General features: G+C 69.9%; 18 protein-coding genes. 9 read left to right on the forward strand and 9 right to left on the reverse strand.

What is annotated here, in order from left to right; genetic code table 11:
* Window positions 1–50: 50 nt before the first annotated feature.
* The 4 genes from HD557_RS20945 to HD557_RS20960 are packed head-to-tail and all read right to left on the reverse strand — an operon-like array spanning window position 51 to window position 6,576.
* Window positions 51–4,805 (reverse strand): DUF4082 domain-containing protein, encoded by a 4,755-nt coding sequence (locus tag HD557_RS20945; RefSeq protein ID WP_196875314.1) that lies wholly within the window; start codon window positions 4,803–4,805, stop codon window positions 51–53.
* A gap of 19 nt (window positions 4,806–4,824) precedes the next feature.
* A complete protein-coding gene (locus HD557_RS20950) occupies window positions 4,825–5,673 on the reverse strand; it encodes a glycosyltransferase (RefSeq protein ID WP_196875315.1) in 849 nt (282 codons plus the stop codon).
* A complete protein-coding gene (locus HD557_RS20955; protein WP_008363569.1) occupies window positions 5,670–6,317 on the reverse strand; it encodes a serine O-acetyltransferase in 648 nt (215 codons plus the stop codon). Before HD557_RS20955 ends, HD557_RS20950 begins: the two co-directional genes overlap by 4 nt.
* Entirely contained in the window at window positions 6,307–6,576 is a 270-nt protein-coding gene (locus tag HD557_RS20960) for an acyl carrier protein (RefSeq protein WP_196875316.1), read from the reverse strand. The genes HD557_RS20955 and HD557_RS20960 overlap by 11 nt, the downstream gene beginning before the upstream one ends.
* Window positions 6,577–6,756: 180 nt before the next feature.
* Between HD557_RS20960 and asnB the strand changes: the two genes are divergently transcribed.
* The 6 genes from asnB to HD557_RS20990 all read left to right on the forward strand — a co-directional run bounded on the left by asnB (window position 6,757) and on the right by HD557_RS20990 (window position 12,095).
* Window positions 6,757–8,796 carry an asparagine synthase (glutamine-hydrolyzing) gene (gene asnB, locus HD557_RS20965; protein ID WP_196875317.1) on the forward strand — a complete coding sequence of 680 codons (2,040 nt, stop codon included), beginning with the start codon at window positions 6,757–6,759 and terminating at the stop codon, window positions 8,794–8,796.
* Entirely contained in the window at window positions 8,793–9,827 is a 1,035-nt protein-coding gene (nadE, locus tag HD557_RS20970) for an NAD(+) synthase (RefSeq protein ID WP_231380391.1), read from the forward strand. Before asnB ends, nadE begins: the two co-directional genes overlap by 4 nt.
* A gap of 82 nt (window positions 9,828–9,909) precedes the next feature.
* A complete protein-coding gene (locus HD557_RS20975) occupies window positions 9,910–10,137 on the forward strand; it encodes a hypothetical protein (RefSeq protein WP_196875318.1) in 228 nt (75 codons plus the stop codon).
* Entirely contained in the window at window positions 10,130–11,068 is a 939-nt protein-coding gene (locus HD557_RS20980; protein WP_196875319.1) for a hypothetical protein, read from the forward strand. The genes HD557_RS20975 and HD557_RS20980 overlap by 8 nt, the downstream gene beginning before the upstream one ends.
* Before the next feature lie 42 nt (window positions 11,069–11,110).
* Window positions 11,111–11,752 (forward strand): SRPBCC family protein, encoded by a 642-nt coding sequence (locus HD557_RS20985; RefSeq protein ID WP_196875320.1) that lies wholly within the window; start codon window positions 11,111–11,113, stop codon window positions 11,750–11,752.
* A gap of 4 nt (window positions 11,753–11,756) precedes the next feature.
* Window positions 11,757–12,095, forward strand: a complete 339-nt coding sequence (locus HD557_RS20990) for an ArsR/SmtB family transcription factor (protein ID WP_008363561.1) — start codon at window positions 11,757–11,759, stop codon at window positions 12,093–12,095.
* Window positions 12,096–12,360: 265 nt separating this feature from the next.
* Here the strand turns inward: HD557_RS20990 and HD557_RS20995 are convergent, their stop codons facing one another.
* The 5 genes from HD557_RS20995 to HD557_RS21015 all read right to left on the reverse strand — a co-directional run bounded on the left by HD557_RS20995 (window position 12,361) and on the right by HD557_RS21015 (window position 17,490).
* Window positions 12,361–13,635, reverse strand: coding sequence for an HNH endonuclease signature motif containing protein (locus HD557_RS20995; protein WP_196875321.1), 1,275 nt, complete (start codon window positions 13,633–13,635; stop codon window positions 12,361–12,363).
* Between the two features lie 587 nt (window positions 13,636–14,222).
* Window positions 14,223–14,624, reverse strand: coding sequence for a VOC family protein (locus HD557_RS21000; protein ID WP_008363558.1), 402 nt, complete (start codon window positions 14,622–14,624; stop codon window positions 14,223–14,225).
* Window positions 14,605–15,024: a holo-ACP synthase gene (locus HD557_RS21005; RefSeq protein WP_196875322.1), complete on the reverse strand. Its 420-nt coding sequence runs from the start codon at window positions 15,022–15,024 to the stop codon at window positions 14,605–14,607. The genes HD557_RS21000 and HD557_RS21005 overlap by 20 nt, the downstream gene beginning before the upstream one ends.
* Before the next feature lie 28 nt (window positions 15,025–15,052).
* On the reverse strand, window positions 15,053–15,916 hold the full coding sequence (locus tag HD557_RS21010; RefSeq protein WP_196875323.1) for a hypothetical protein: 864 nt from the start codon (window positions 15,914–15,916) through the stop codon (window positions 15,053–15,055).
* 2 nt (window positions 15,917–15,918) lie between these two features.
* Entirely contained in the window at window positions 15,919–17,490 is a 1,572-nt protein-coding gene (locus HD557_RS21015; RefSeq protein WP_231380392.1) for a class I adenylate-forming enzyme family protein, read from the reverse strand.
* 164 nt (window positions 17,491–17,654) lie between these two features.
* Between HD557_RS21015 and HD557_RS21020 the strand changes: the two genes are divergently transcribed.
* The 3 genes from HD557_RS21020 to HD557_RS21030 are packed head-to-tail and all read left to right on the forward strand — an operon-like array spanning window position 17,655 to window position 20,635.
* Window positions 17,655–18,326, forward strand: coding sequence for a hypothetical protein (locus HD557_RS21020; RefSeq protein WP_196875324.1), 672 nt, complete (start codon window positions 17,655–17,657; stop codon window positions 18,324–18,326).
* A gap of 6 nt (window positions 18,327–18,332) precedes the next feature.
* On the forward strand, window positions 18,333–19,622 hold the full coding sequence (locus HD557_RS21025; protein ID WP_196875325.1) for an MFS transporter: 1,290 nt from the start codon (window positions 18,333–18,335) through the stop codon (window positions 19,620–19,622).
* Window positions 19,619–20,635: a PD40 domain-containing protein gene (locus HD557_RS21030; protein ID WP_196875326.1), complete on the forward strand. Its 1,017-nt coding sequence runs from the start codon at window positions 19,619–19,621 to the stop codon at window positions 20,633–20,635. Before HD557_RS21025 ends, HD557_RS21030 begins: the two co-directional genes overlap by 4 nt.
* Window positions 20,636–20,642: the final 7 nt, after the last annotated feature.

Raw genomic sequence — 20,642 nt, forward strand, 5'->3', positions numbered from 1 at the left:
CGAAGAGCCTCGCCCCACCTATCCCCCCAATTAGGGACCGCTCGCCCGGCCTACGGGGACGCCGGGCGGAACCTCACGTCCACGAAGTAGTTCGTGGAGTTCCAGGATCGGTTCGGGAGCCCCCCTCCGATCCCGTACCGATACCGGCCGTTGGCTCCGCCCGGAGCCGTCAGCGGGCCGACCGTCCGCGACTGCGTGAGTGCGGCGGGGGTGGACGAGTAGCGCCCGTTGGGGGCGTAGTAGGACACGACGTACACCGCTCCGGGCGTGAGCGCCACCGGCGTCGCCAACGTGGCCTGCTGCCAGCCGGTCGCGGTCTCGTTGGTGAAGGTCACCTGGGCGATCCGGGTGCCGGCCGCGTTCCACAGCGAGCCGACGTGGGTGCCGGTGTTGCCGCTGCCCTTGTAGAACCGGATCGCCGTCACGGAGCCCGCCACCGAGGTGGTGAACGCGGTGCCGACCTCGATCGGCATCAGGTCGAACGTCGACGCGTTCTGCGGGGTGACGCCGGTGAACAGCGAGACCTCTGTCACGACCGGCGGGACCGTGGTGAACGACCAGGTCTGCGTCGGCAGGTTCGCCCCGTCGGTCGAGACCACCCCCGAGACCGTCACCGACACCGTCGCCCCGGCCGGCAGCGCCGCCGACGGGGTGAAGCGCAGCGTACGTCCGTCGCTGCTCAGCGCCGCCGAGCCCGCGACCGCGGACCCGTTGGCCGTGACCGACATGTTCCAGCCGCTCGCGATCGCTGTCGAGAACGTGATCGACGGGTTCACCGAGGTCGCCACCTCGGTCGTGCCCGGCTCCGGAACCCGCTCGGTGACCGAGATGGTCGGCCCCGCTCGCTCGAAGACGACGTCGGCGAAGTAGTTCGTCGACCCGAACGAGTACTGCGGGAAGCCACCGGCGGCACCGTAGAGATAGCGCCCGTTGGTGCCGGCCGGAGCGGTCAGGTCACCGGCGGCGTAGGCGGTCGCGAAGAACTGCGACGTGGTCGCATAGTGCCCCTGCGGCGCCAGGTAGGAGACCAGGTACGACACCCCTGCCTGCACCTCGACCGGACTGGACAGCGTGGCCTGCTGCCAGCCGGAGGCGGTCTCGTTGGTGAAGGTCACCTGGGCGAGCCGCTGGCCGGCCATGTTCCACAGCGACCCGACGTGGGTGCCGCCGTTGCCGGCTCCCTTGTAGAACCGGATCGCGGTCACCCGCCCGTCACGGGTGGGACTGAACACCGTCCCGACCTCGACCGGGGAGGCGTCGTCCTGGGCCTCGACCGCGGGCACCACGTCACCGAAGAGCGTCTGGTTGTCGGGTGTCTCCGCCGATCTGGTCCGGAACGTCCACGTCTGCGTGGGCAGACTGGCCCCCTCGGTCGAGGTGACCCCGCTGATCGTGACCGTCACATCCGCGGCCGCGGGCAGCAGAGACGTGGGGTCGAAGGTGAGCGTCGTCCCGGAGTTGCCGAGCATCGTCGTCCCCTGGACCGGCTGGCCTCCCGAGGTCACCGACATCGTGTAGCCCGAGTTGATCGCCGAGGAGAACGACGCCACCACGTTGGTCGAGCGCGGCACCTCGACCGCCCCGGGAACCGGGCTGCGCGAGGTCATCGTGAGCGTCGGAGCGCCCTTCTCGAAGACCACGTCGACCATGTAGCTCGACGGCGAGGTGGCCGCCGGGAAGCCCGTGCCGTAGGCGTACGCCCCGGCCGTCGAGGTCACCCGCAGCGGCGGCTTCGACAGGTCGGACGAGGCGAAGGCGTTCGGGGTGGCCGAGTAGTAGCCGTTGGTGCGGTAGGAGGCGATGTAGTCGGTGTTCGCCTGGATCTGCACCGGCTCGGCGAAGGTCAGCGTCTGCCAGCCGGTCGTCGACTCGTCGGTGAAGGTGCCCTGGGCGAGCACGGCCCCGTTGGCCGACCACAGGGTGCCGGTGTGCGGGGCGGCGTTGTTGACGCCCTTGTAGAACTTCACCCCGGTGACGGTGCCGGCCACGTCGGCCCGGAACCTGACACCCAGGGTGAGCTGGGCGTTCTCCGGGTCCTGGAGGACCGTCGGGGTGGCGTCCTCGTCATAGAGCGAGCACGGGCAGACCCCTGCCGCAGCCGGCGGCTTGGCCGTACGGAACGACCAGGTCTTCCCGGTCGAGATGGCCGTCCCACCGCTGTCCTGCCCCGAGAGCGTGGCGGTGTAGGTGACGAACCCGGCGAGGTTGGCCGACGGGGTGAAGGTCACCGTCCTGGTCGTCGAGTCGTAGGCCGTCGACCCGGCCACCTGGTTGCCGACGGAGTCGGTCAGCCGCAGCCCGACGGTCGAGGCGACCACCGGCTTGGTGAACCTGGCGCTCACCGTGGTGTTGCGCGGCACCGAGGAGGAGCCGGCCAGCGGCCACTGGTTGGTGGCGGTCAGCGGCGAGTCGTCGGTGGTCGTGAACAGCACGTCCACGAAGTAGTTGGGGTTCTGGTAGGAGCTCGCCGGGAACTGTCCCGCGTTCGCGTAGACCCCGGCGGGTGCGGCGCCGTAGCCGCCCTCCACCTCGAACGGGTACGCCTCGAACCCCTTCGCCGCGAACGCCCACGGCGCCACGGCGTAGTGACCGGCCGGAGCCGTGTACGAGACGGTGTACCTCGCCCCCGCGGCGACCGCGACCGGCTGGCTGAACGTCGCCGACTGCCAGCCTCCGCTGGACTCGTTGGTGAAGGTGACCTGGGCCAGCCGCTCGCCGCTGCTGCTCCACAGCGAGCCGACGTGGGTGCCGGTGTTGCCGGCGCCCTTGAAGAAGCGGACGCCCGCGACGTACCCGTCGGCCTGGGGCGTGAAGCGCAGGCCGAGCTCGGCGGCACCGCCGTCGTTGGCCGACGGGGTCGCCGGGCTGGTGACGGCGTTCCAGGTCGTCGGCACCTCCCGCTGGCCGAGGATGCTGCACGGGCAGGTGACGTTGAAGCTCCTGGTCGCCGAGGCGCCGATGTTGGCGCTGTCGTCGACGGCGCGGACCCGTATCGGCGTGCTGCCGACCCCCGGCTGGACGTACGTCACCGACCAGGCGGTCGTCCCGGTGGCGGGGTGCCACGAGGTGCCGTCGTCAAGGGAGTACTCGACCCCGGCGACCACGCCACCGCCCGTGTCGACGGCGGTGCCGGTGAGCGTCACCTTGGTGCCGTTGGGCTGGGTCGATCCGGCCGTGGGCGAGGTGATGGCGACCGTCGGTCCGGTCGTGTCGGTCGACTTGGTGGCAGCGTTCAGGCCGGTCATCAGCGTGGTCGGCTGGGCGCCCATGTCGGCCAGCAGGTTGACCTGCGCCTGCTGCATCCGCCGGTCAGCGGTCTCGTCGTGGTAGGGGTTGTCGTGCTCGGAGTCGAGGCCCCAGGTCCACTGGACCGACCCGGCGCCGAAGACCAGGGCGCCGCTGGCGGCCCGGTAGAGCGTGAGCGAGTGGGTCGTGGTGCCGTCGCCCGTGGTCCGCCCGAAGTCGCGCATGTACTGACCGGGGATGAACCCGGTGGTCTCCGACAACCGGATCGTGCCGGGCGGCCGGAAGCCGTTGTCCTGATCCTCGTCGGACTCGTAGCCCACCGTGTGCGGGGCCAGCTCGGTCTGGTCGGCGGTCATCGAGGACAGCCCGGTGTTGCGCCACAGCCGCAGCCCGCCCTGGGACTTCTTCACCGTCACCGGGAGGTCGGTCAGGTTGGACATGAAGATGGTGCCGGTCAGCGAGTTCTCCGGCAGCCCACCGCCCTGGGACTTCGGCGCGTAGCGCGGGTCGCGCCAGGTGCCGGTCGACTCCGCGGTCGGGTCGAGCTTCTGCTGCGCCCAGGACTCCTTGTAGGTGACCAGGGTCCGGTAGGGCGTGTTGGTGCCGTCCTTCGACGCCTCGTAGCGGGTCCGCCAGTAGACCTCGTTGCCGCTGAGGAACTGCAGGTTCACGCCGGCGTCGCGGGCGGCCTCGACGTTCGCGCGCTGCCGCCCGCTCCAGTACTCGTCGTGTCCCACGCTCAGGAAGGTCTTGTGGTTGGTGAGCAGCGAGCCGTAGCGATCGGTGTCGATCCCGGACATGTAGCTGACGTCGTAGCCGTTGCGCTCCAAGAACCGCACCGCCGGGTACTCGTTGGCGAAGAAGAAGTCGTGGGAGGTGCCCCCGGAGCGGGTCGCGAACGGGCGGTTGTAGCTGAGCTTGTAGGCCCGGCCGTTCCCGCCGCCGACGTAGAAGCTCGAGCCGCCGTAGTTGTTGTAGGCCTGCCACGTGGTGTCGGAGGTCTGGAAGACCACGTCGGAGTTGCTGTCGTCGTCGCGGACGATGAAGGTGATGTGGCTGGACTCGTTGGTGTCAGCACGGTCCAGCTTGGCGATGTAGACCCCCGAGACCGCGGTCGCCGGCACGTTCCAGGACGCCGAGACCCCCCAGTTGCCGCAGTCGGTGATCTCGGTGGTGGTGTCGCGATAGCAGTTGGGCTGGTTCTGCGGCAGGTTCGCCGACGGCGTCACCGAGGTGATCCTGCGGGCGCCGTCACCGCCGTAGTAGCCGATCCGGTAGATCGTGATCGTGTAGGCCGAGGCGTCGGTGTCGACCTTGAAGTCGATCCGGTTGCCGGCATCGACGCTGATGTCGGTCGCGAACCCCTGGATCGAGTCGTCGCCTGCGCCGGTGATGCCCCATTCGCTCGACGGATTACCGGGTTTGCTGTTCTCACAGGCGATCTCGTTGCCCTCCGGACCGCACGGGTCGGCACTCGCGCTGGACGCAGTGACGAGCGAGATGACAGGGGTGACAAGAACAACTCCGAGCAACGCGGCCAGTCCCGTTCGCAGCTTCACAGTCGTGCTCCTTCTCGGATCAGGCTCGCGAGCTCTCGTCGCGCAACCAGGTGGTGTAGTCGCCGGTCCGGACAGCTCTGCGGGAGAGCATCCGGGCGACGAGGGTGACTGTCATGAAGACCGGAACCCGGAGTCCGATCGCAGGCTTACGCAGCCCGAGCACAAGCAGGTCCGAGAGGGAGGTGGATCCGCTCCGAGCGCCGTGGTCATCGGCTTGAGCGTTGCCGGTCGCGACGCGGATCCTGCGTCTGACCAGGTCTTTCAAAGTACGAGGCGGTCGCACGACCACGGTCGCGTCGGCGACGACACGGCGTTCGGCGGGTGCGAAGAGCTCGGAGACCACCAGGTCGTCGTTCATCAGGCTCGTGCCGGCGGCGGCGACCCGGGCCCGGCCCTCGGCGGTGAGGCAGAAGGCTCCGCGGCCGAACAGGCCGCTGCGTACGCTCGGGAGGGCCTGCCACACCCGGTAGTAGGCGCGGACGGGCCAGGACGACTCCGCCAGCGGCACCGTCCGCTCGGGGGCGACCGCGAGCACGCCGTCCTCGTCGAGGGCGTCGAGCAGCCGGAGCAGGTCGGTGCCGGTGAGACGTACGTCGGCGTCGATGTACAGCCGCGGGCTGTGCAGGTTCTCGGAGGCATCCGCCGCGGCGTTGCCGACCTCGACCGCGCGCGCCTTGGAGGCCTCCGCGATCTCCAGGACGCGTACGCCGGGTACCGACCGCGCGACCGCGGCGGTGTCGTCGGTGCAGCCGTTGCACACGACCACGACGTCCAGGGCCCCGTAGGGGAGGCCGTCGAGCAGGGCCGTCAGGTTCTCCGACAGCCCCCGGGCCTCGTTGTGCGCCGGCACCACGACGCTCGCGATCATGACGCTCGCACCCCGCCGGCCGAGCCACCGGAGTCGGCGATCACGTAGTTGATCATGTTGCTGTTGTCGTAGTCCTTGGCGATGACCCGGCCGGGGTTGCCGCCGACGAGGCTGTGCGGCGGGACATCCTTGGACAGCACCGTCCCGGCGGAGATCGTGCAGCCGTCGCCGACCGTGATCGCGCCCGTGATCACCGCACCGGGACCGATCCAGACGTCGTCGCCGATCCTCGGCACGCCCAGGTCGCCGTCGGCGATGCGCTGGCCGATGGTCACGTTCTGGTGGAGCACGCAGTTGCTGCCGACCACGGCCGGGCCGACGATGATCCCCGAGCGGTGCATGAGCAGCAGCCCGGGCCCGATGTCGGCGCGCCGGAAGATGTCGGTGTGGTGGACGCGGATGTTGCGCCGGTTCCAGAACCAGTAGACGCCCAGCGCCAGCACGCCGAGCAGACGGTTGCGGGTGCGCAGCCGGGACGCCCAGCGTCCATAGCGGTAGCAGGCGACGCAGTGCAGCTCGTAGTCGAAGAGCCAGAACCGCAGCCTGGACAGCCAGGATGTACGCGGACCGTCGAGGACGATCGCGTACATCTTGGCCAGGTCGACCTCGAAGTCACCTGTGTCACGGGCTCCGTCAACTAGCAAGGCTCTGTGCCTCTGACGTCTTCCGGCCGACGTACGCCACCAGGTTGGCGACGCCGTCGAGGTTCTCGGGCACGGTCTCGGCCTCGTCGACGGAGATGTCGAACTCCGCCTCGAGGAACTCGATGAGCTCCAGGATCCCGGTGGAGTCGATGACGCCCGACTCGACCAGCGACTCGGTCGGCCCGGGCAGCCGGGTCTCGTCACCCAGCAGCAGGCTGTCCAGGATGAAGCCTTCGATCGTGCTCTGTACGTCCGCCATCACATCTCCTGTCTACGAACGTCTACGAATGCCCTCCCGTTCTGTCAGCCGAAGAGGGTCGGGAGCCGAAATCAGGCCCGGAGATGCCGACATTGGGTGATAAACGCCCCCATCCCGGCGCCCCGGCAGGCCTTCGCGGGCAACTCTTCGGGCACCGTCCGGGATCGATCGAGGAGCGCCATGTGCGGGATCTGTGGGGTGCTGAGCAGCACCGAGTCGCCTGAGCCTGCCCTCGTGCGACGGATGCTGGGCAGCCTGGCCCACCGCGGACCCGACGGCAGCGGCTACTACCGCGACGAGCGGGTCGCGCTCGGCCACACCCGGCTGGCGATCGTGGACACGGCCGGTGGCACGCAGCCGATGACCGGCCGCTCCTGCCGCGAGAACGGGCAGATCTGGGTCACCTTCAACGGCGAGATCTTCAACCACGTCGAGCTGGCCGCCCAGCTCCGCGACCGCGGCCACGTCTTCGACACCCGCTCGGACACCGAGGTCATCGTGCACGCCTGGGAGGAGTGGGGGCCGGGCTGCTTCGAGCGGTTCAACGGCCAGTGGGCGCTGGCGATCTGGGACCGCCGGACGGACTCGCTCGTGCTCTCCCGCGACCGCTTCGGCGTCCGCCCGCTCTTCTACACGCGCGTCGCGGGGCAGCTGCTCTTCGCCTCCGAGGTGAAGGCGCTCTACGCCTCCCCCGACGTCCCGCGCGAGCTCGACCCGGTCGGGCTCGACCAGGTGCTGACGCTGTGGTCGGCGGTCGCGCCGCGCACGGTCTTCCGGCAGATCTCCCAGGTGCCGCCGGGCTCCTACCTGACCGTTCGTGACGGGCACGGTCGCGGCGTGGAGGTCGAGCAGCGCTACTGGGCGCCCTCGTTCCCGCCGGCGGGGGCCGAGGAGCTCACCGACCTGGAGGCCAACGCCGAGGCGCTGCGTACCACACTGATGGCGGCCACCCGACTGCGGTTCGAGCGCAGCGACGTGCCGGTGGCGGCGTACCTCTCCGGCGGGATCGACTCCGCGGTCACGGCCGGTGCGATCGCATCCGGCAGGGTCGTACGCAGCACCTCGGCGCCGCTGCACACGTTCTCGCTGCGGTTCGCCGAGGCCGAGTTCGACGAGGGCGGCTTCCAGACCCTGATGGCCGAGCGTCTCGGCACCGTCCACCACGACGTCGTGGTGAGCGAGCGCGACATCGCCGACGTCTTCCCCGAGGTCGTACGTCACGCCGAGTCGCCGCTGCTGCGGACCGCCCCGGCGCCGATGTTCCTGCTCTCCCGGCTCGTGCGGGACGCCGGCTTCAAGGTGGTCGTCACCGGCGAGGGCGCCGACGAGGTGCTCGGTGGCTACGACATCTTCCGCGAGGCCAAGATCCGCGACCTGTGGCTGCGCGACCCGGCGGCCGCCGAGGCGGCGGTCGAGCAGCTCTACCCGTGGATGCACCGCTCCCCCAACCAGGCGCCGGCCTTCGCGCGGAGCTTCTTCTCGCGCAACCTCTCGTCCGACGACCTGGCGATGTCGCACCGGCCGCGGTGGGACTCCACGGCGGTGCTGGCCTCGATGCTGCGTCCGGAGGTCCGGGTGCCGGCCGGTGGCGCGGCCGACGGAGTGGTCGCCCAGATGCCGGCCGCGGCCGCCTCCTGGGACCCGGTGGCGCGCGCCCAGTGGCTGGAGATGACGACCCTGCTGCCCGGCTACATCCTGGCCTCCCAGGGCGACCGGATGCTGATGGGCAACTCCGTCGAGGGCCGGTTCCCGTTCCTGGACCCGCACGTCGCCGAGCTCGCCGGCCGGGTCCCGGCCGAGCACAAGATCCACGGCATGGACGAGAAGCACCTGCTCAAGCGGGCCTTCGCCGACCTGGTGCCCGAGGAGATCCTGCGCCGGCCCAAGCAGCCCTACCGGGCACCCGACGCGGCGGCCTTCTTCGCCGGCGGCACCCCGGACTGGGTCTTCGACGTCACCTCGGGCGCCGCTCTGGAGGCGGCCGGGGTCTTCCGGCCCGAGCTCGTCCAGCGGCTGCTGGAGAAGGCCCGGCGGACCCAGGGCCGCAGCCTCGGCAACACCGACAACATGCGTCTGGTGGCCGTCCTGTCCACCCAGCTGCTGCACAGCGAGCTGCTCACCGGCCCGGCCCCGGCAGCCGCGCCACCGGAACCACTCACCGTCTTCGACACCACTCTCGAACCCACCGGCCTCGAGCCCACCGGAAGGACCTCGGCATGACCACCAGCCCAGCCATGACAGGCACAGCCACGACCAGCCAGAACGCAGCGTACGGACTGGAGACGCTCCGCTACGACGAGGAAGCTGAGGCGACCCGGATCGGCGATGCGATCCGCCGCTATCTAGTGGCTAACAAGCGCAAGGGCATCGTGCTCGGGGTCTCCGGCGGGATCGACTCCAGCGTGGTCGCCGCGCTGGCGGTCAAGGCGCTCGGCCGGGACCGGGTCTTCGCGCTGCACATGCCCGAGCAGGAGTCGTCCGACGACACCATCGGCTACAGCACGAAGCTGACCGAGTCCCTCGGGATCGACTCGGTGCTCGAGGACATCTCCCCCGTCCTGGTCGGTCTCGGCGCCTACCAGCGGCGGGACGACGCGATCCGGCGGGTCGTGCCGGCGTACGGCCCGGGGTGGAAGTCGAAGATCGTGCTGCCCAGCGTGGTCGACTCCGACGCGTTCCGGCTGTTCTCGGTCGTCGTCGAGGACCCGAACGGCACCCAGAGCACCCACCGCCTGACGACCGAGGCCTACCTGGAGATCGTCGCGGCGACGAACTTCAAGCAGCGGGCCCGCAAGGCGCTGGAGTACTTCCACGCCGACCGGCTCAACTACGCCGTCGCCGGCACCCCCAACCGGCTCGAGTACGACCAGGGCTTCTTCGTGAAGCTCGGCGACGGTGCCGCCGACCTGAAGCCGATCGCGCACCTCTACAAGTCGCAGGTCTACGCGATGGCCGCCCACCTCGGGGTGCCCGAAGAGATCCAGGCGCGGCCCTCCACCACCGACACCTACTCGCTGGAGCAGTCGCAGGAGGAGTTCTACTTCTCGCTGCCCTACCAGCGGATGGACCTGTGCCTCTACGGCCTCAACAACGGCATCCCCACCGCCGCGGTCGCCGAGGCCACCGGGCTCACGGTCGAGCAGGTCGAGCGCGTCTACCGCGACATCGAGCAGAAGCGGCGTACGACCGCCTACTTCCACGCGGCTCCGATGCTCGTCGAGGAGGTCGCCGAGATCGCCAGTCCTGGGTAGATCTCCGATGCTGCGGCTCGCGGTGTGCTGACCGGAACAGGCTGGCGGTGGAGACATGTCCCGCCCAGAACCAGGAGGTTCCATGTCTGACACCACACCAGAGCCCGGCGAGATCGCAGACCTGACGCTCGGTCTCTCCGACGCCGAGGCCGCACCGATGATCGACGCACCTGTGATCGACATCGACGAGGCCGCCACCGATATCAACGCCTTCGACGAGGACATCGAGGACGGCGAGCCGACGGAGACCGCGGGCACCGACACGATGGTCCCTGCCGAGGATCTTCCGGAGGACCTGATCTATGAGTGACGTGCTCACCCTCAACGGCAAGCCGGTCGACTGGAGCAAGCCCCCGAAGCAGACCGACCTGGTCCTGTGGTCGCGGAAGACCTCGGGCGGCAAGCAGGTCAAGGGGTCGGCCCGGACCATCGCGCACCTGTGCGCGCTCGACGCCGCCGCGCAGAAGAAGTTCGGGACCGGGATCGTCATCATCCAGGCCCCGTTCAACACCACCGTCAAGGCGTCCGCGGGCACCCACGACCACGACGCCTGCGCCGACCTGCACATCCCCGGCGTGAACTGGCGGACCCAGGAGAAGTGGCTGCGGGCGAACGGCTACGCGTGCTGGTACCGCTTCCCACCGAAGTTCGGCCACCACATCCACGGCTTCACACTGCCGCCGCAGTCCGGGGTCGTCAGGACGGACGACTTCCGCGACCTCGGGGTCACCGTCGGCAAGTTCGTCGACGGCGGCCCGGCGCTCTTCGGCTTCCTGGCCACCAGCTCGCAGATCAGCGACTACTACAACCACGCCTTCGGCCTCAGCGGCCAGCACGGCGTCGGCACGGACGAGACCTGGCACCCCGCCGACATCAGAGCCACGATCTTCGACTACGCGGCGTACGCGAGGTCGAGGGCGAAGCCGGTCTGGAAACCGAAGGAGACCAAGTCCAACCTGGCGATCATCCAGAAGCAGTTCCAGATCGCCGCGGGTCTGCGCAAGGGCAAGCGGATCCGCACCAACGGCGTGGGCTGGATCCAGAACGCGCTCAACGTCAAGGCCGGGGCGAACCTCGTGGTCAACGGCATCGTGGACGACGCCACCCTCGCCGCCTGGAAGAAGTTCGAGCTCGCCACGGGCGGCACCGGCGCGAAGTCGACCCCGGACCCGCGTAGCCTGAAGAAGCTCAAGATCGCGTTCCGGTTCGTCGGACCCGAGGCCCACCTGCCCGTCGGCTGATCCGGTTGAATATCAAGATGCATTGATATAGCGTCGGCAGGCATGAGCACACCACCTTTCATTCCTGCCGACCACCTCGGCGCGGTGAACCGCGCGCTGACCACGACGACCCGCGGCGGCGAGGAGCTGCGCGTGCTCGTCGTCGAGCGCAGCTACGACGCCGACCCCGACGAGGTCTGGGACGCGCTGACCACCAAGGAGCGCATCCCGCGCTGGCTGATGCCGGTCACCGGCGACTTCGAGGTCGGCGGCCGCTACCAGCTCGAGGGCAACGCCGGCGGTGAGATCCTCGCCTGCGACCGCCCCAAGCTGCTCTCGATCACCTGGGACTACGGCGACATGAAATCGTGGGTCGACGCGACCCTGACCGCCGCCGGCGGCCGTACGCTGCTCCGGCTCGAGCACTCCGCCCCCGTCCCGCCCGAGCAGTGGAAGGAGTTCGGCCCCAGCGCCGTCGGCATCGGCTGGGAGCAGATGCTGCTCGGCCTCGCCCTGCACCTCTCCGCCCCCGACGCCGAGAAGATCGACCCGATGTCCCCCGAGGCGCTGCCCGCGATGATCGAGCACACCCAGGGCTCCGCCGCCGCCTGGGTCGAGGCCGACATCGCCTTCGGCACCCCGCCCGACCAGGCCCGCGCCGCCGGCGAGCGCTGCGTGGCCGCCTACACCGCGATGCCGGAGTAGCCGCTTGCACGCCTTCGACGTCCTCGGCGACCCCGTACGCCGCCGCATCCTCGAGCTCCTCGCCGCCGGCGACCTCACCTCCGGCGAGGTCGTCGAGACCATCTCCGCCGAGTTCGGCATCCGCCAGCCCGCGGTCTCGATGCAGCTCAAGGTCCTGCGCGAGCACGGCTTCGCCAACGTACGTCCCGACGGCACCCGCCGCATCTACTCCCTCGACACCGGCCCCCTGGCCGAGGTCGACGCCTGGCTCACCCCGTTCCGCCGCTTCTGGACCCAGCACCTAGACGCCCTCGACACCGAGATCAAGCGTGGCCGGCGGGAAATGAGACCTACCGAGGGCTGAACCCCGAACCAGATACCCGCCGAGTCGGCGCATCTGTCCCGCTACCCAACGCCGAGTCGGCGCATCTGCCCCGAAATAGAGCGTCGAAACGGCGCCAGGGCCCAGCGACGACGTCGCCAGAACCGCAGCACGGACCCCGACCCGGTGCGTGAGACAGTCACGCCGGCTCGCGCGCCAGACGGGACAGTCACGCCGACTCGGGCGTTCCACGTGGGACAGTTGCGCCGACTCGGCGGGGTGTGTGGTCCGTGATCGTCCTGCTGGTTCAGGGGCGGCGGGTGAATCGGATGGTGCCGTCCGGCAACCGTTCATGAACATAGGCGGGGTTGTGTGCCAGTCGGTGGTGATGTGGGCACAACAGCACCCCGTCCTTCAGGTCGGTCTTTCCACCGGCTGCCCAGGGGTCGAGGTGGTGGGCATCGCACCATTCGGGCGGCATGTCACAGCCTTCGGCCTGGCAGCACTTCTGCCGCAACCGGAGGGCTTTGCGTTGGATGGGCTGGAAGAACCTACTGCCTCGGCCGGCGTCGAGGACCTCGCCATCTCCGCCGAGGACCCAGGGGATGATGGTGGCGTTGCAGGCCAGTCGCCGGGCCTCGGCGGCGCTGATGGTGGCGCCGTTGGTCTCGTCGTAGCCCAAGGTCGCGACCCCGAGGTCTTTGCGGAGCTCCTCGAGGGAGATGACGACGTTGATGGTGGTGGCGTCACCACCGTGCCTGGGTAAGCTGGCGGGATCGACGGTCTCCAGCAGCCGGGCGAAGCCTTGGCCCATCAACCGTCCCCACGGGGGCAGCGGGGCACCTTTGTCGAGGAGCTGTTGTTTGCGGGGCTGGGCGTAGGCCTCGACGAGTCGCTTGAACCGCATCCCGACCGAGGTCGGGAGGACTCCGTCGAACCCGATGGTGCCGTCGTGGTTGTCCCAGATCCGGAGCGCGGTCTTCTGCTGGGCGCGTTCTTCCTCGGCCAGCAGTGCTTTGGCTTCGGCGTTCTCGAAACGGCCAGGGTCGATCTCGCGCAGGATGCGCTTGCCGACGATGCGGAGTTCGTTGGCGGTCAGCCGGGTGGCGTAGTCGACCAGCAGCTTCTCGGCCAAGACCAGCTCCTCGCGGCTCGCGACCGGGTCGGTCTCGATCGCGTCGAGTGCCTGGGTGATCACCCGGGCCTTGTCCAGCGACACGACACCCTCGGCCAGGCCGGCCGCGACAAGGTCGTACTTCGCGACGCTCGCGGCGAGCTTGATCTGGGCTCGGGCAACAGACTTGTCGACGAGCAGCTCGGTCCGCAGCCACCCCGAGGCGTCCTTCGCACCGGTCTCCTCGGCAATGTCGCCGGCCGAGGCGAGGACCCGCAGCTTCAACGCGGCCTGCTGGGCCTGCAGCTTCTCGAGTCGTTCGAGCAGGTCCTTCTTCTGCCCGGTCCGCCAGTAGACGGGGTCGCTGGACAGCAGCTCTCGAAGGGCGGATTCGATGGTGCTCAGGGCGGCGTCGATCGCGTCGCTGGGGTTGGTGCCCCAGTGGTCGATCTCGCGCCCGAGACTCATCGCGCTCGTCCCTTCAGAGGTGTGCTGTGATGGTTCTGATTCTACGCCCCAACCCTCGATTGATCCATCTATTTTCCCAGGTAAACCGTAGTTTTTGCACTTAGTGAACGGCCTCGTTCCTGTGGATGATAAGTGGCCCGAAGGGCCACCATTCCTACCCCGGAACACCCCGATCCCGTACAAGAATCTCGCTGCGCCACACCCGGGCCGCCGCCCCGATAGCCAGCCAAATCTTTTCTCGATCTGGTCCGGAGTCCAGGACCGCGAAGCGGCCGGCGTAGCCGGCGCCCGAAGGGCGTCCTTGACGCCGGTCCAGATCGAGAAGACCCTCAGGAAAGGGTCGGCGGCCCAGGCCAGCCACGAAGAGACGGTTACGCACAGGGTGGTCTCGACAAGCTCGACCACCGGGGCATCACTGGTCCGTGACACACCATGTTGCGCGCCCGGCGAAGCCAACACCCGACCCCATCCTCGACGCCGGAGCAGATCGAGAAGGCCCTCGAGAACGGGTCGGCGGCCCACACCATCCACGAAGAACGGTTACGCACAGCGAGGTCTCGACAAGCTCGACCACCGGACAGACACGCTCAGTCGATCCGCCCCCGACGCCGATCGGTGGTGATCAGCTCGACGTTGATCCCAGCAGCCCGCACGAACGCGATGAGCTCATCGTCGAACATCTCCCCAGGCTGCGGCGGACTGAGCGTACGAGCCCCGGCGGCCCCGAGCTCGACCAGAGTGACCTCGAGATCAGGTGCCATGAAGGCCAGGTGATGGAGACCGTACGCATGCGGCCCAGGAGTCACCGGGGTGATGAGCTTGATGGGCAGAGAGTCCGGCTTCTCCAGGAAGACCCCGCGGACCCCGTGACGGGTGTTGACGACCGGATCGGTGACGCGCCGGTAGCCGAAGAGCCGCTCGAACGCCTCGGCGGCACGGTGCAGGTCGCGGACCTGGATGCCGATGTGGTCAAGTCGAAGGTCGGGCATTCTCACCTCGCATCGGGTCGCCGTCGGCGACAGCTGTGGCGATGGCCATCCGGGGGCCGGGAACGGTGGCGACCCGCACGCCGGTGACGCCGGCCAGGGCTGCGAGCTCGGCCGCAGGGCCCTCGAGGCGTACCGAAAGAGACCCAGAGGCGTCCTCGAGCACCGTGATCCCGCGCCACGGCAGCGGCCCGGACCATTCGCCGGGACCGAGTGCCTTCCAGACGGCCTCCTTGGCGGCGTACCTCATCGCGAAGGCCGTGGCGGGGGTCGCCGCGGCCATGCACTGGGCGATCTCGGCGTCGGTGAACCACCGCACCGCGAAGCCGGAGCCACGCATCGCCAGGAGTCGCGCGAAGCGCCGGATGTCGGCGACGTCGATCCCGACCCCCTGCAGGCTCATCGCATACTCATCGCCCTTCGTCCGCACCTCAGGCGACCGGACTCTGGGTCGCCACCACCCTGAGCAGCTCCGCGGCGACGGCCTCCGACCCGACCTCGTTGAGGTGGCCACGGTCGAAGGTCAGGTTCTCGTTGAGCACGTAGTAGGTGGTGCCGTCCTGGCTGCGCTCGCCGGTGCCCTCCGCCTCCGCGGCGGCGATGTCGACGAGGCGGCCGGTGGATCCGTACTTCTCCCGGACCATCGCGTTGTAGCGCTCCCGGGCGATGTTGTCGGCCGGACCCATCTGGTCGTCCCGGCCCAGGGCCGCCTTGACCTTGGACTTCCAGTTGCGGTCGGCGGTGAGCGGCGCGGTCGTGTATAGGAAACGTACGTCCGGATGGGCCGCCTCCACCTCGGCCATCGTCGACACGTAGGCGTCGAAGACGGCCTGCACGTCGGTGGCCGCGGTGATGTCGACGTAGCAGAGCTTCATCAGCGCCACGTCGATGTCCTTCCCGGCGGGGCTGTCCATCACCTCCTCGAAGGCGGCGAACTTGCTCATCGGGTCCTCGTTCACCCCGATGTAGGCGTGCCGCAGCATCGCGCCCTCACCCTCGGAGTCGACGGAGCCGCCGGTGACATCGGCGACGACGGGAGCCGAGACCGAGGCGTCGGAGTACACCTTCGAGACCCCGTCGATGATGTTCATCCCCACCGAGTTGTGCCCGAAGAGCACCTTGGTCTGCCCCACGACCCGCAGCTCCGACTCGGAGGGCCCTGCGATCGCGACGTGGTCGTTCATTCCTGGACTCCTCAGCAACCATGCGCCGGCCAGCGCGACCGCGACGACCAGCACTCCAGCCCATACGCCGGCCAGCAGCTTCACCGACCTGGGCACGTTCCTCACCGACATCCTCAACCCACCTTGACCCCTTCGAAACCCGCATCGTCCGCATCATCGACGTCGTCGTCCTGTCCCCCGGCGGGTTCCTGTGCCAGCCGGAGGCACATCGCGCGTACGTCGCGCTTGATGACCTTCCCGTTCGCGTTCATCGGCAGCGCGTCCACGAAACGGACCACCTCGGGCACCATGTGCTTCGAGAGCCGCTCGCGACAGTGCGCGATCACGTCGGCGCCGCGCAGCGTCGACCCGCGCCGCCGCACCACCACCAGCTCGACCCGCTCGCCCGCGGCCTCGTCCGGGAGCCCGACCGCGGCGGCCGCCACCACGTCCGGCAGATAGAGCGCCGCAGCCTCGACGTCCTGGCTCGCGATCCGGTGCCCCCACGACTTGATGAAGTCCTCGACCCGGTCGACCACGTAGATGTAGCCGTCCTCGTCGACCTTCGCCAGATCACCCGTACGCAGCATCCCGCCGGGCATCTTGCGGGCCGTCGCCTCGGGGTCGTCGAGGTAGCCGGGCGAGATGTTCGCGCCGCTGGCCCAGATCTCGCCGACCTCACCGGGCTCGACGTGCACCCCGTCGCGGTCGAGCACCCGCAGGTCCACACCCGGGATGCCCCGGCCGATCGACCCCGGCCGGCGGCAGAGCTCCTCGGGCGGAAGGTAGGAGAGCCGGGCGGTGGCCTCGGTCGCCCCGTACATCACGAAGACCTTGGCCTGCGGCTGGGCGCGCGCCATCTGCTCCACCAGCGCGGGGGCCAGCCGGCCACCGGCCTGCTGGATCGTCCGCAGCGTGGGCACCGCCGTGGAGCCGAACGTGCTGTTGCGCAGCAGCATCCCGAACGTCGAGGGCACCCCGGCGAATCCCGTGCAGCGCGCGGACACCATCCGGTCCACCACCGCCTGCGGGAAGACGAACGTCGGCTGGATGACCATCGCGGCGCCGGCGCGCAGGTGGGTGTGCAGGAGCGAGAGCCCGAAGACGTAGGTGAACGGCAGCACCACGAGCATCCGGTCCGACGAGGTGATCTCGAGGTAGCCGAGGATCGAGGTCGTGTTCGCCTGGATGTTGCGGTGGGTGAGCCGCACCGCGCGCGGGTCGCCGGTGGTGCCGGAGGTGAACATGTAGAGCGCGTCCTGGTCCGGGTCGACATCGACCGCCTCGGGCAGCTCGGCCGGCGCCGATCGTTGCTTCGGGACGAGCCGCTCCTTCCGCTCCACGACGACCGGGAGGCTCCTGGGCAGGCTCAGCCGCAGCGCCTCGGCCTGGGAACGGCCCACCAGCAGCGCGTCCGCACCGACCCAGCGCACCCGGGCCACCACCTCCTCGGCCGGCAGCGTGACCGCCAGCGGCACCACGACCAGACCCATCCGGAGCGCCGCGAGGTAGGCCGAGACCCAGAACAGCCCGTTGGGCGCCATGATCCCGACCGGCGTACCCGGCGTCAGGCCGAGCGTCGAGAGACGCTCGGTCAGCACGGACACGCTGGATCGCAGCTCTTCGAAGGTGTACTCGCGACCCGCTTCGGCGAGCGCGATCGAGTCCTCGGGCGCTAGCTCGAGAAGAAAGTCGGCGGTGTTCAACGTGGCCTGTCCCCCGGGATGCTACGGCCGGGACAGTTCCCGGCTACCGCAACGTCGCACGGCCCGCCTCCAGCGACGGTGGCCGGTCCGGCAGGCTGCCTGAAATTTGGTACGCGACCCACGCATCCGTCTCGACACGGCTCCGCTGCGCGTCGACTGGTCCCGTGAACCTCAAACGCCTCGCCCTTCTCGTGCTGCTCGGCGTGCTCGTCGGCGTCACGATCTTCTGGGTGCCCGGGCGTTTCGCCGGCTCCTCGTCCGGCAAGGACGGCGACCCGGCAGGCGCCTCGTCGTCCCAGTCGGGCTCACCGGGAGCCGACGCGAGCTCCGGGTCGGGATCCGGGTCCGGGTCTGGGTCCGGGTCGACGTCGGAGTCGGATCCCGAGCCCGCGACCGAGGCGCTGCCGAAGGCAGCCTCGACCCCGTCCGAGTCCGGACTTCCCGGCCTGACCGAGAAGCCACGTACGAAGTCGGCGGCGCTGATCTCGGAGCCGCTGCCGAAGTCCGCGGTCCGCAAGGGCGCGCTGGTGTCCGGCTACCCGGCGGCGCTGGAACCGCCGGCGCGGACCACCGTTGACGTCTCCAGCGTCTCGGCCACCAAGGGCGTGCTCCAGGTGGCGCTGACGGCGAGCTGCCGGCGGCCGTGCGACGTACTGCGTCACTTCCGGACCAGCCTCGCCCAGCACGGCTTCAAGGAGGTCACGACCACCTCGGTCGAGAACACCCCCGCGGTGTCGCTGCAGCGCGGCGACGAGACGGTGAGCGTCACGGTCACCCGGACCGGCCGCCGCGCCGTCGACTTCAGCCTCTTCTCCGTCCTCCGCACGAAGACCTGAGCGCCGGTGTACCTCTCCCTCAGCGACCGTCCCACCACGAGTGCCGAGCCGCAGCGCACCGGCGGGCGGGTCTCCCGGACGGTCATCACCCTCGGCATCGTCAGCCTGCTGACCGACATCTCCTCGGAGTCGGTCTCGGCCATCCTGCCGCTCTACCTGACCGCGGTGGTGGGGCTCTCGCCGGTGGCGTACGGGCTCATCGACGGGCTCTACCAGGGCGTCTCCTCGCTGGTGCGGATCGCGGCCGGGTGGGCCGCCGACCGCACCGACCGGCCGCAGCCGGTGGCCCTGGCGGGCTACGCGATGAGCGCGGTCGCGCGGCTCGGGCTGATCTTCGCGGGTGGCTTCGGGACGATCTCCGCAGCGATCTCGCTGGACCGCGTCGGCAAGGGCGTACGCACCGCTCCGCGCGACGCGATGATCGCCGCCTCCAGCGACCCGGCGCACCTCGGCCGCAGCTTCGGCGTCCACCGGGCGCTGGACACGATCGGGGCGACGCTCGGGCCGCTGCTGGCGTTCGTGATCCTGTGGCGGATCGCCGACGGCTACGAGACCGTCCTGGTCGTCTCGCTCGGCTTCGCGGTGCTCGGGGTGGCCACGATGGCCTTCTTCGTCCCGTTCCGCACCGGAGCCGTCCGCCGGGTCGCTCCCCGCCGCGAGCCCCGCGCCAAGGTGCGCTGGCGTGCCGCGCTCACGCCCGGTCTCGCGCGGGTGATCGGCGTCTCCGGGGTGCTCGCGCTCCTGACCGTCGGCGACGGCTTCGTCTACCTCGCGCTGCTCGAGACCGGCGGCTTCGCGGCCCAGTGGTTCCCGGTCCTCTACGTCGGCACCAACCTCGCCTACCTCGCCCTGGCCGTCCCGATGGGACGGCTCGCTGACCACGTCGGGCGGGTCCGGGTCCTCGTGCTCGGTCACCTCCCGCTCGCGGCCGCGTACCTGTGCGCGGCCACCGGCTCCGGCGCGTTCTGGACGACGTGCGCCGCGGTGCTCCTCCTCGGCGTCTTCTACGCCGCGACCGACGGCACCCTGGCCGCGGTGGCCGGACAGCTGGTCCCCGAGACCGTACGTGCCAGCGGCATCGCCACCGCCCAGACCGCGGTGGCTCTCGCCCGGCTGGTCGCGGCGACCGGCTTCGGCCTGCTCTGGTACGCCGTCGGCCCCCGGCTCGCGATGCTCGCCGTCTGCGTGGTGCTGGTCGCCGCGATACCGGCCGGCCTCGCCGTGCTGCGCCGGCTTCTCGGGTCCGAACGACCTGGCCTCGAGCCCGCCGAGCCCCCGACGAAGGTCCAGGGATGAACCGGCGCACCACGGTCTTCGGCGCGGTCGTCGTGCTCGTCACGGCCGCCATGACCGCGTACGCCCTCTCGGCGATCGCCGAGAACGACCGGCGTACGTCCCGGGCGACCGACGCGACGACCACCTCCCTGGCGCAGGTCGAGGAGGGGCCGAGGATCCTCTTCCAGCACACCGGCCGCGACGCCGACTACGGGCACGTCGCGGCGGTGGCGCTGGCCGATCCCGGCGGCGCCCGGGCACTGACCGACCTGAGCTGCGACCGGGTCTACGCGCAGGCGAGCTCCGTGTCGTGCCTGGCGACCGAGCGCGGCGTGGTGAGCCGCTACCGGGCGACCGACCTGGAGACCTCGGCTCCGGGGAAGCGATGGCGCGAGGTGGACGGGACCGACCTGCCCGGGCTGCCCAGCCGCACCCGGATCTCGCCGGACGGACGGCTGGTCTCCTCGACGGTCTTCGTCAACGGCGACTCCTACATGGTCAGCGGGTTCTCCACGCGCACCGTCGTCCGCCGGATCGGCGGGAAGAGCTACGGGAACCTGGAGAAGTTCAGGCTGGTCGTCGACGGCCGCCGGGTCGCCCCGGTCGACCGCAACATCTGGGGCGTCACCTTCGCCGACGACGACCGCACGTTCTATGCCACCCTCGCCACCGGCGGACGGACCTACCTGGTCCGTGGCGACCTCGCCGCGCGTTCCCTGACCACGATCGCCGACCACGTCGAGTGCCCGTCGCTCTCTCCCGACGGCACCCGGATCGCGTTCAAGGAGGCCGTCGCGGACGGCACCCGGTGGACGCCCGCGGTCCTCGACCTCGCCACCGGGCGGCGCACCGTGCTCGCCGGCGAGACCCACAGCATCGACGACCAGATCGAGTGGCTCGACGACGACACCGTGCTCTACGGCCTCCAGCGCGAGGACGAGCCGGTCAGCGACGTCTGGTCCCTCGACACCTCGGCCTCCGCGAAGCCCCGCGTCCTCATCTCGGAGGCGGCCTCACCCGCGGTCCTACGCTGAATCGGGT

The sequence above is a fragment of the Nocardioides luteus genome (genome assembly GCF_015752315.1).
Taxonomy (GTDB): Bacteria; Actinomycetota; Actinomycetes; order Propionibacteriales; family Nocardioidaceae; genus Nocardioides.

What these genes read in the sequence shown, in the direction of transcription:
- HD557_RS21030 (WP_196875326.1), top strand. Translation starts at nt 19,619, where the DNA reads ATGAACCGGCGCACCACGGTCTTCGGCGCGGTCGTCGTGCTCGTCACG.
- HD557_RS20975 (WP_196875318.1), top strand. Translation starts at nt 9,910, where the DNA reads ATGTCTGACACCACACCAGAGCCCGGCGAGATCGCAGACCTGACGCTC.
- HD557_RS20950 (WP_196875315.1), bottom strand. Translation starts at nt 5,673, where the DNA reads ATGATCGCGAGCGTCGTGGTGCCGGCGCACAACGAGGCCCGGGGGCTG.
- HD557_RS20980 (WP_196875319.1), top strand. Translation starts at nt 10,130, where the DNA reads ATGAGTGACGTGCTCACCCTCAACGGCAAGCCGGTCGACTGGAGCAAG.
- HD557_RS21010 (WP_196875323.1), bottom strand. Translation starts at nt 15,916, where the DNA reads ATGTCGGTGAGGAACGTGCCCAGGTCGGTGAAGCTGCTGGCCGGCGTA.
- nadE (WP_231380391.1), top strand. Translation starts at nt 8,793, where the DNA reads ATGACCACCAGCCCAGCCATGACAGGCACAGCCACGACCAGCCAGAAC.
- HD557_RS21000 (WP_008363558.1), bottom strand. Translation starts at nt 14,624, where the DNA reads ATGCCCGACCTTCGACTTGACCACATCGGCATCCAGGTCCGCGACCTG.
- HD557_RS20960 (WP_196875316.1), bottom strand. Translation starts at nt 6,576, where the DNA reads ATGGCGGACGTACAGAGCACGATCGAAGGCTTCATCCTGGACAGCCTG.
- HD557_RS20995 (WP_196875321.1), bottom strand. Translation starts at nt 13,635, where the DNA reads ATGAGTCTCGGGCGCGAGATCGACCACTGGGGCACCAACCCCAGCGAC.
- HD557_RS20985 (WP_196875320.1), top strand. Translation starts at nt 11,111, where the DNA reads ATGAGCACACCACCTTTCATTCCTGCCGACCACCTCGGCGCGGTGAAC.
- asnB (WP_196875317.1), top strand. Translation starts at nt 6,757, where the DNA reads ATGTGCGGGATCTGTGGGGTGCTGAGCAGCACCGAGTCGCCTGAGCCT.
- HD557_RS21005 (WP_196875322.1), bottom strand. Translation starts at nt 15,024, where the DNA reads ATGAGCCTGCAGGGGGTCGGGATCGACGTCGCCGACATCCGGCGCTTC.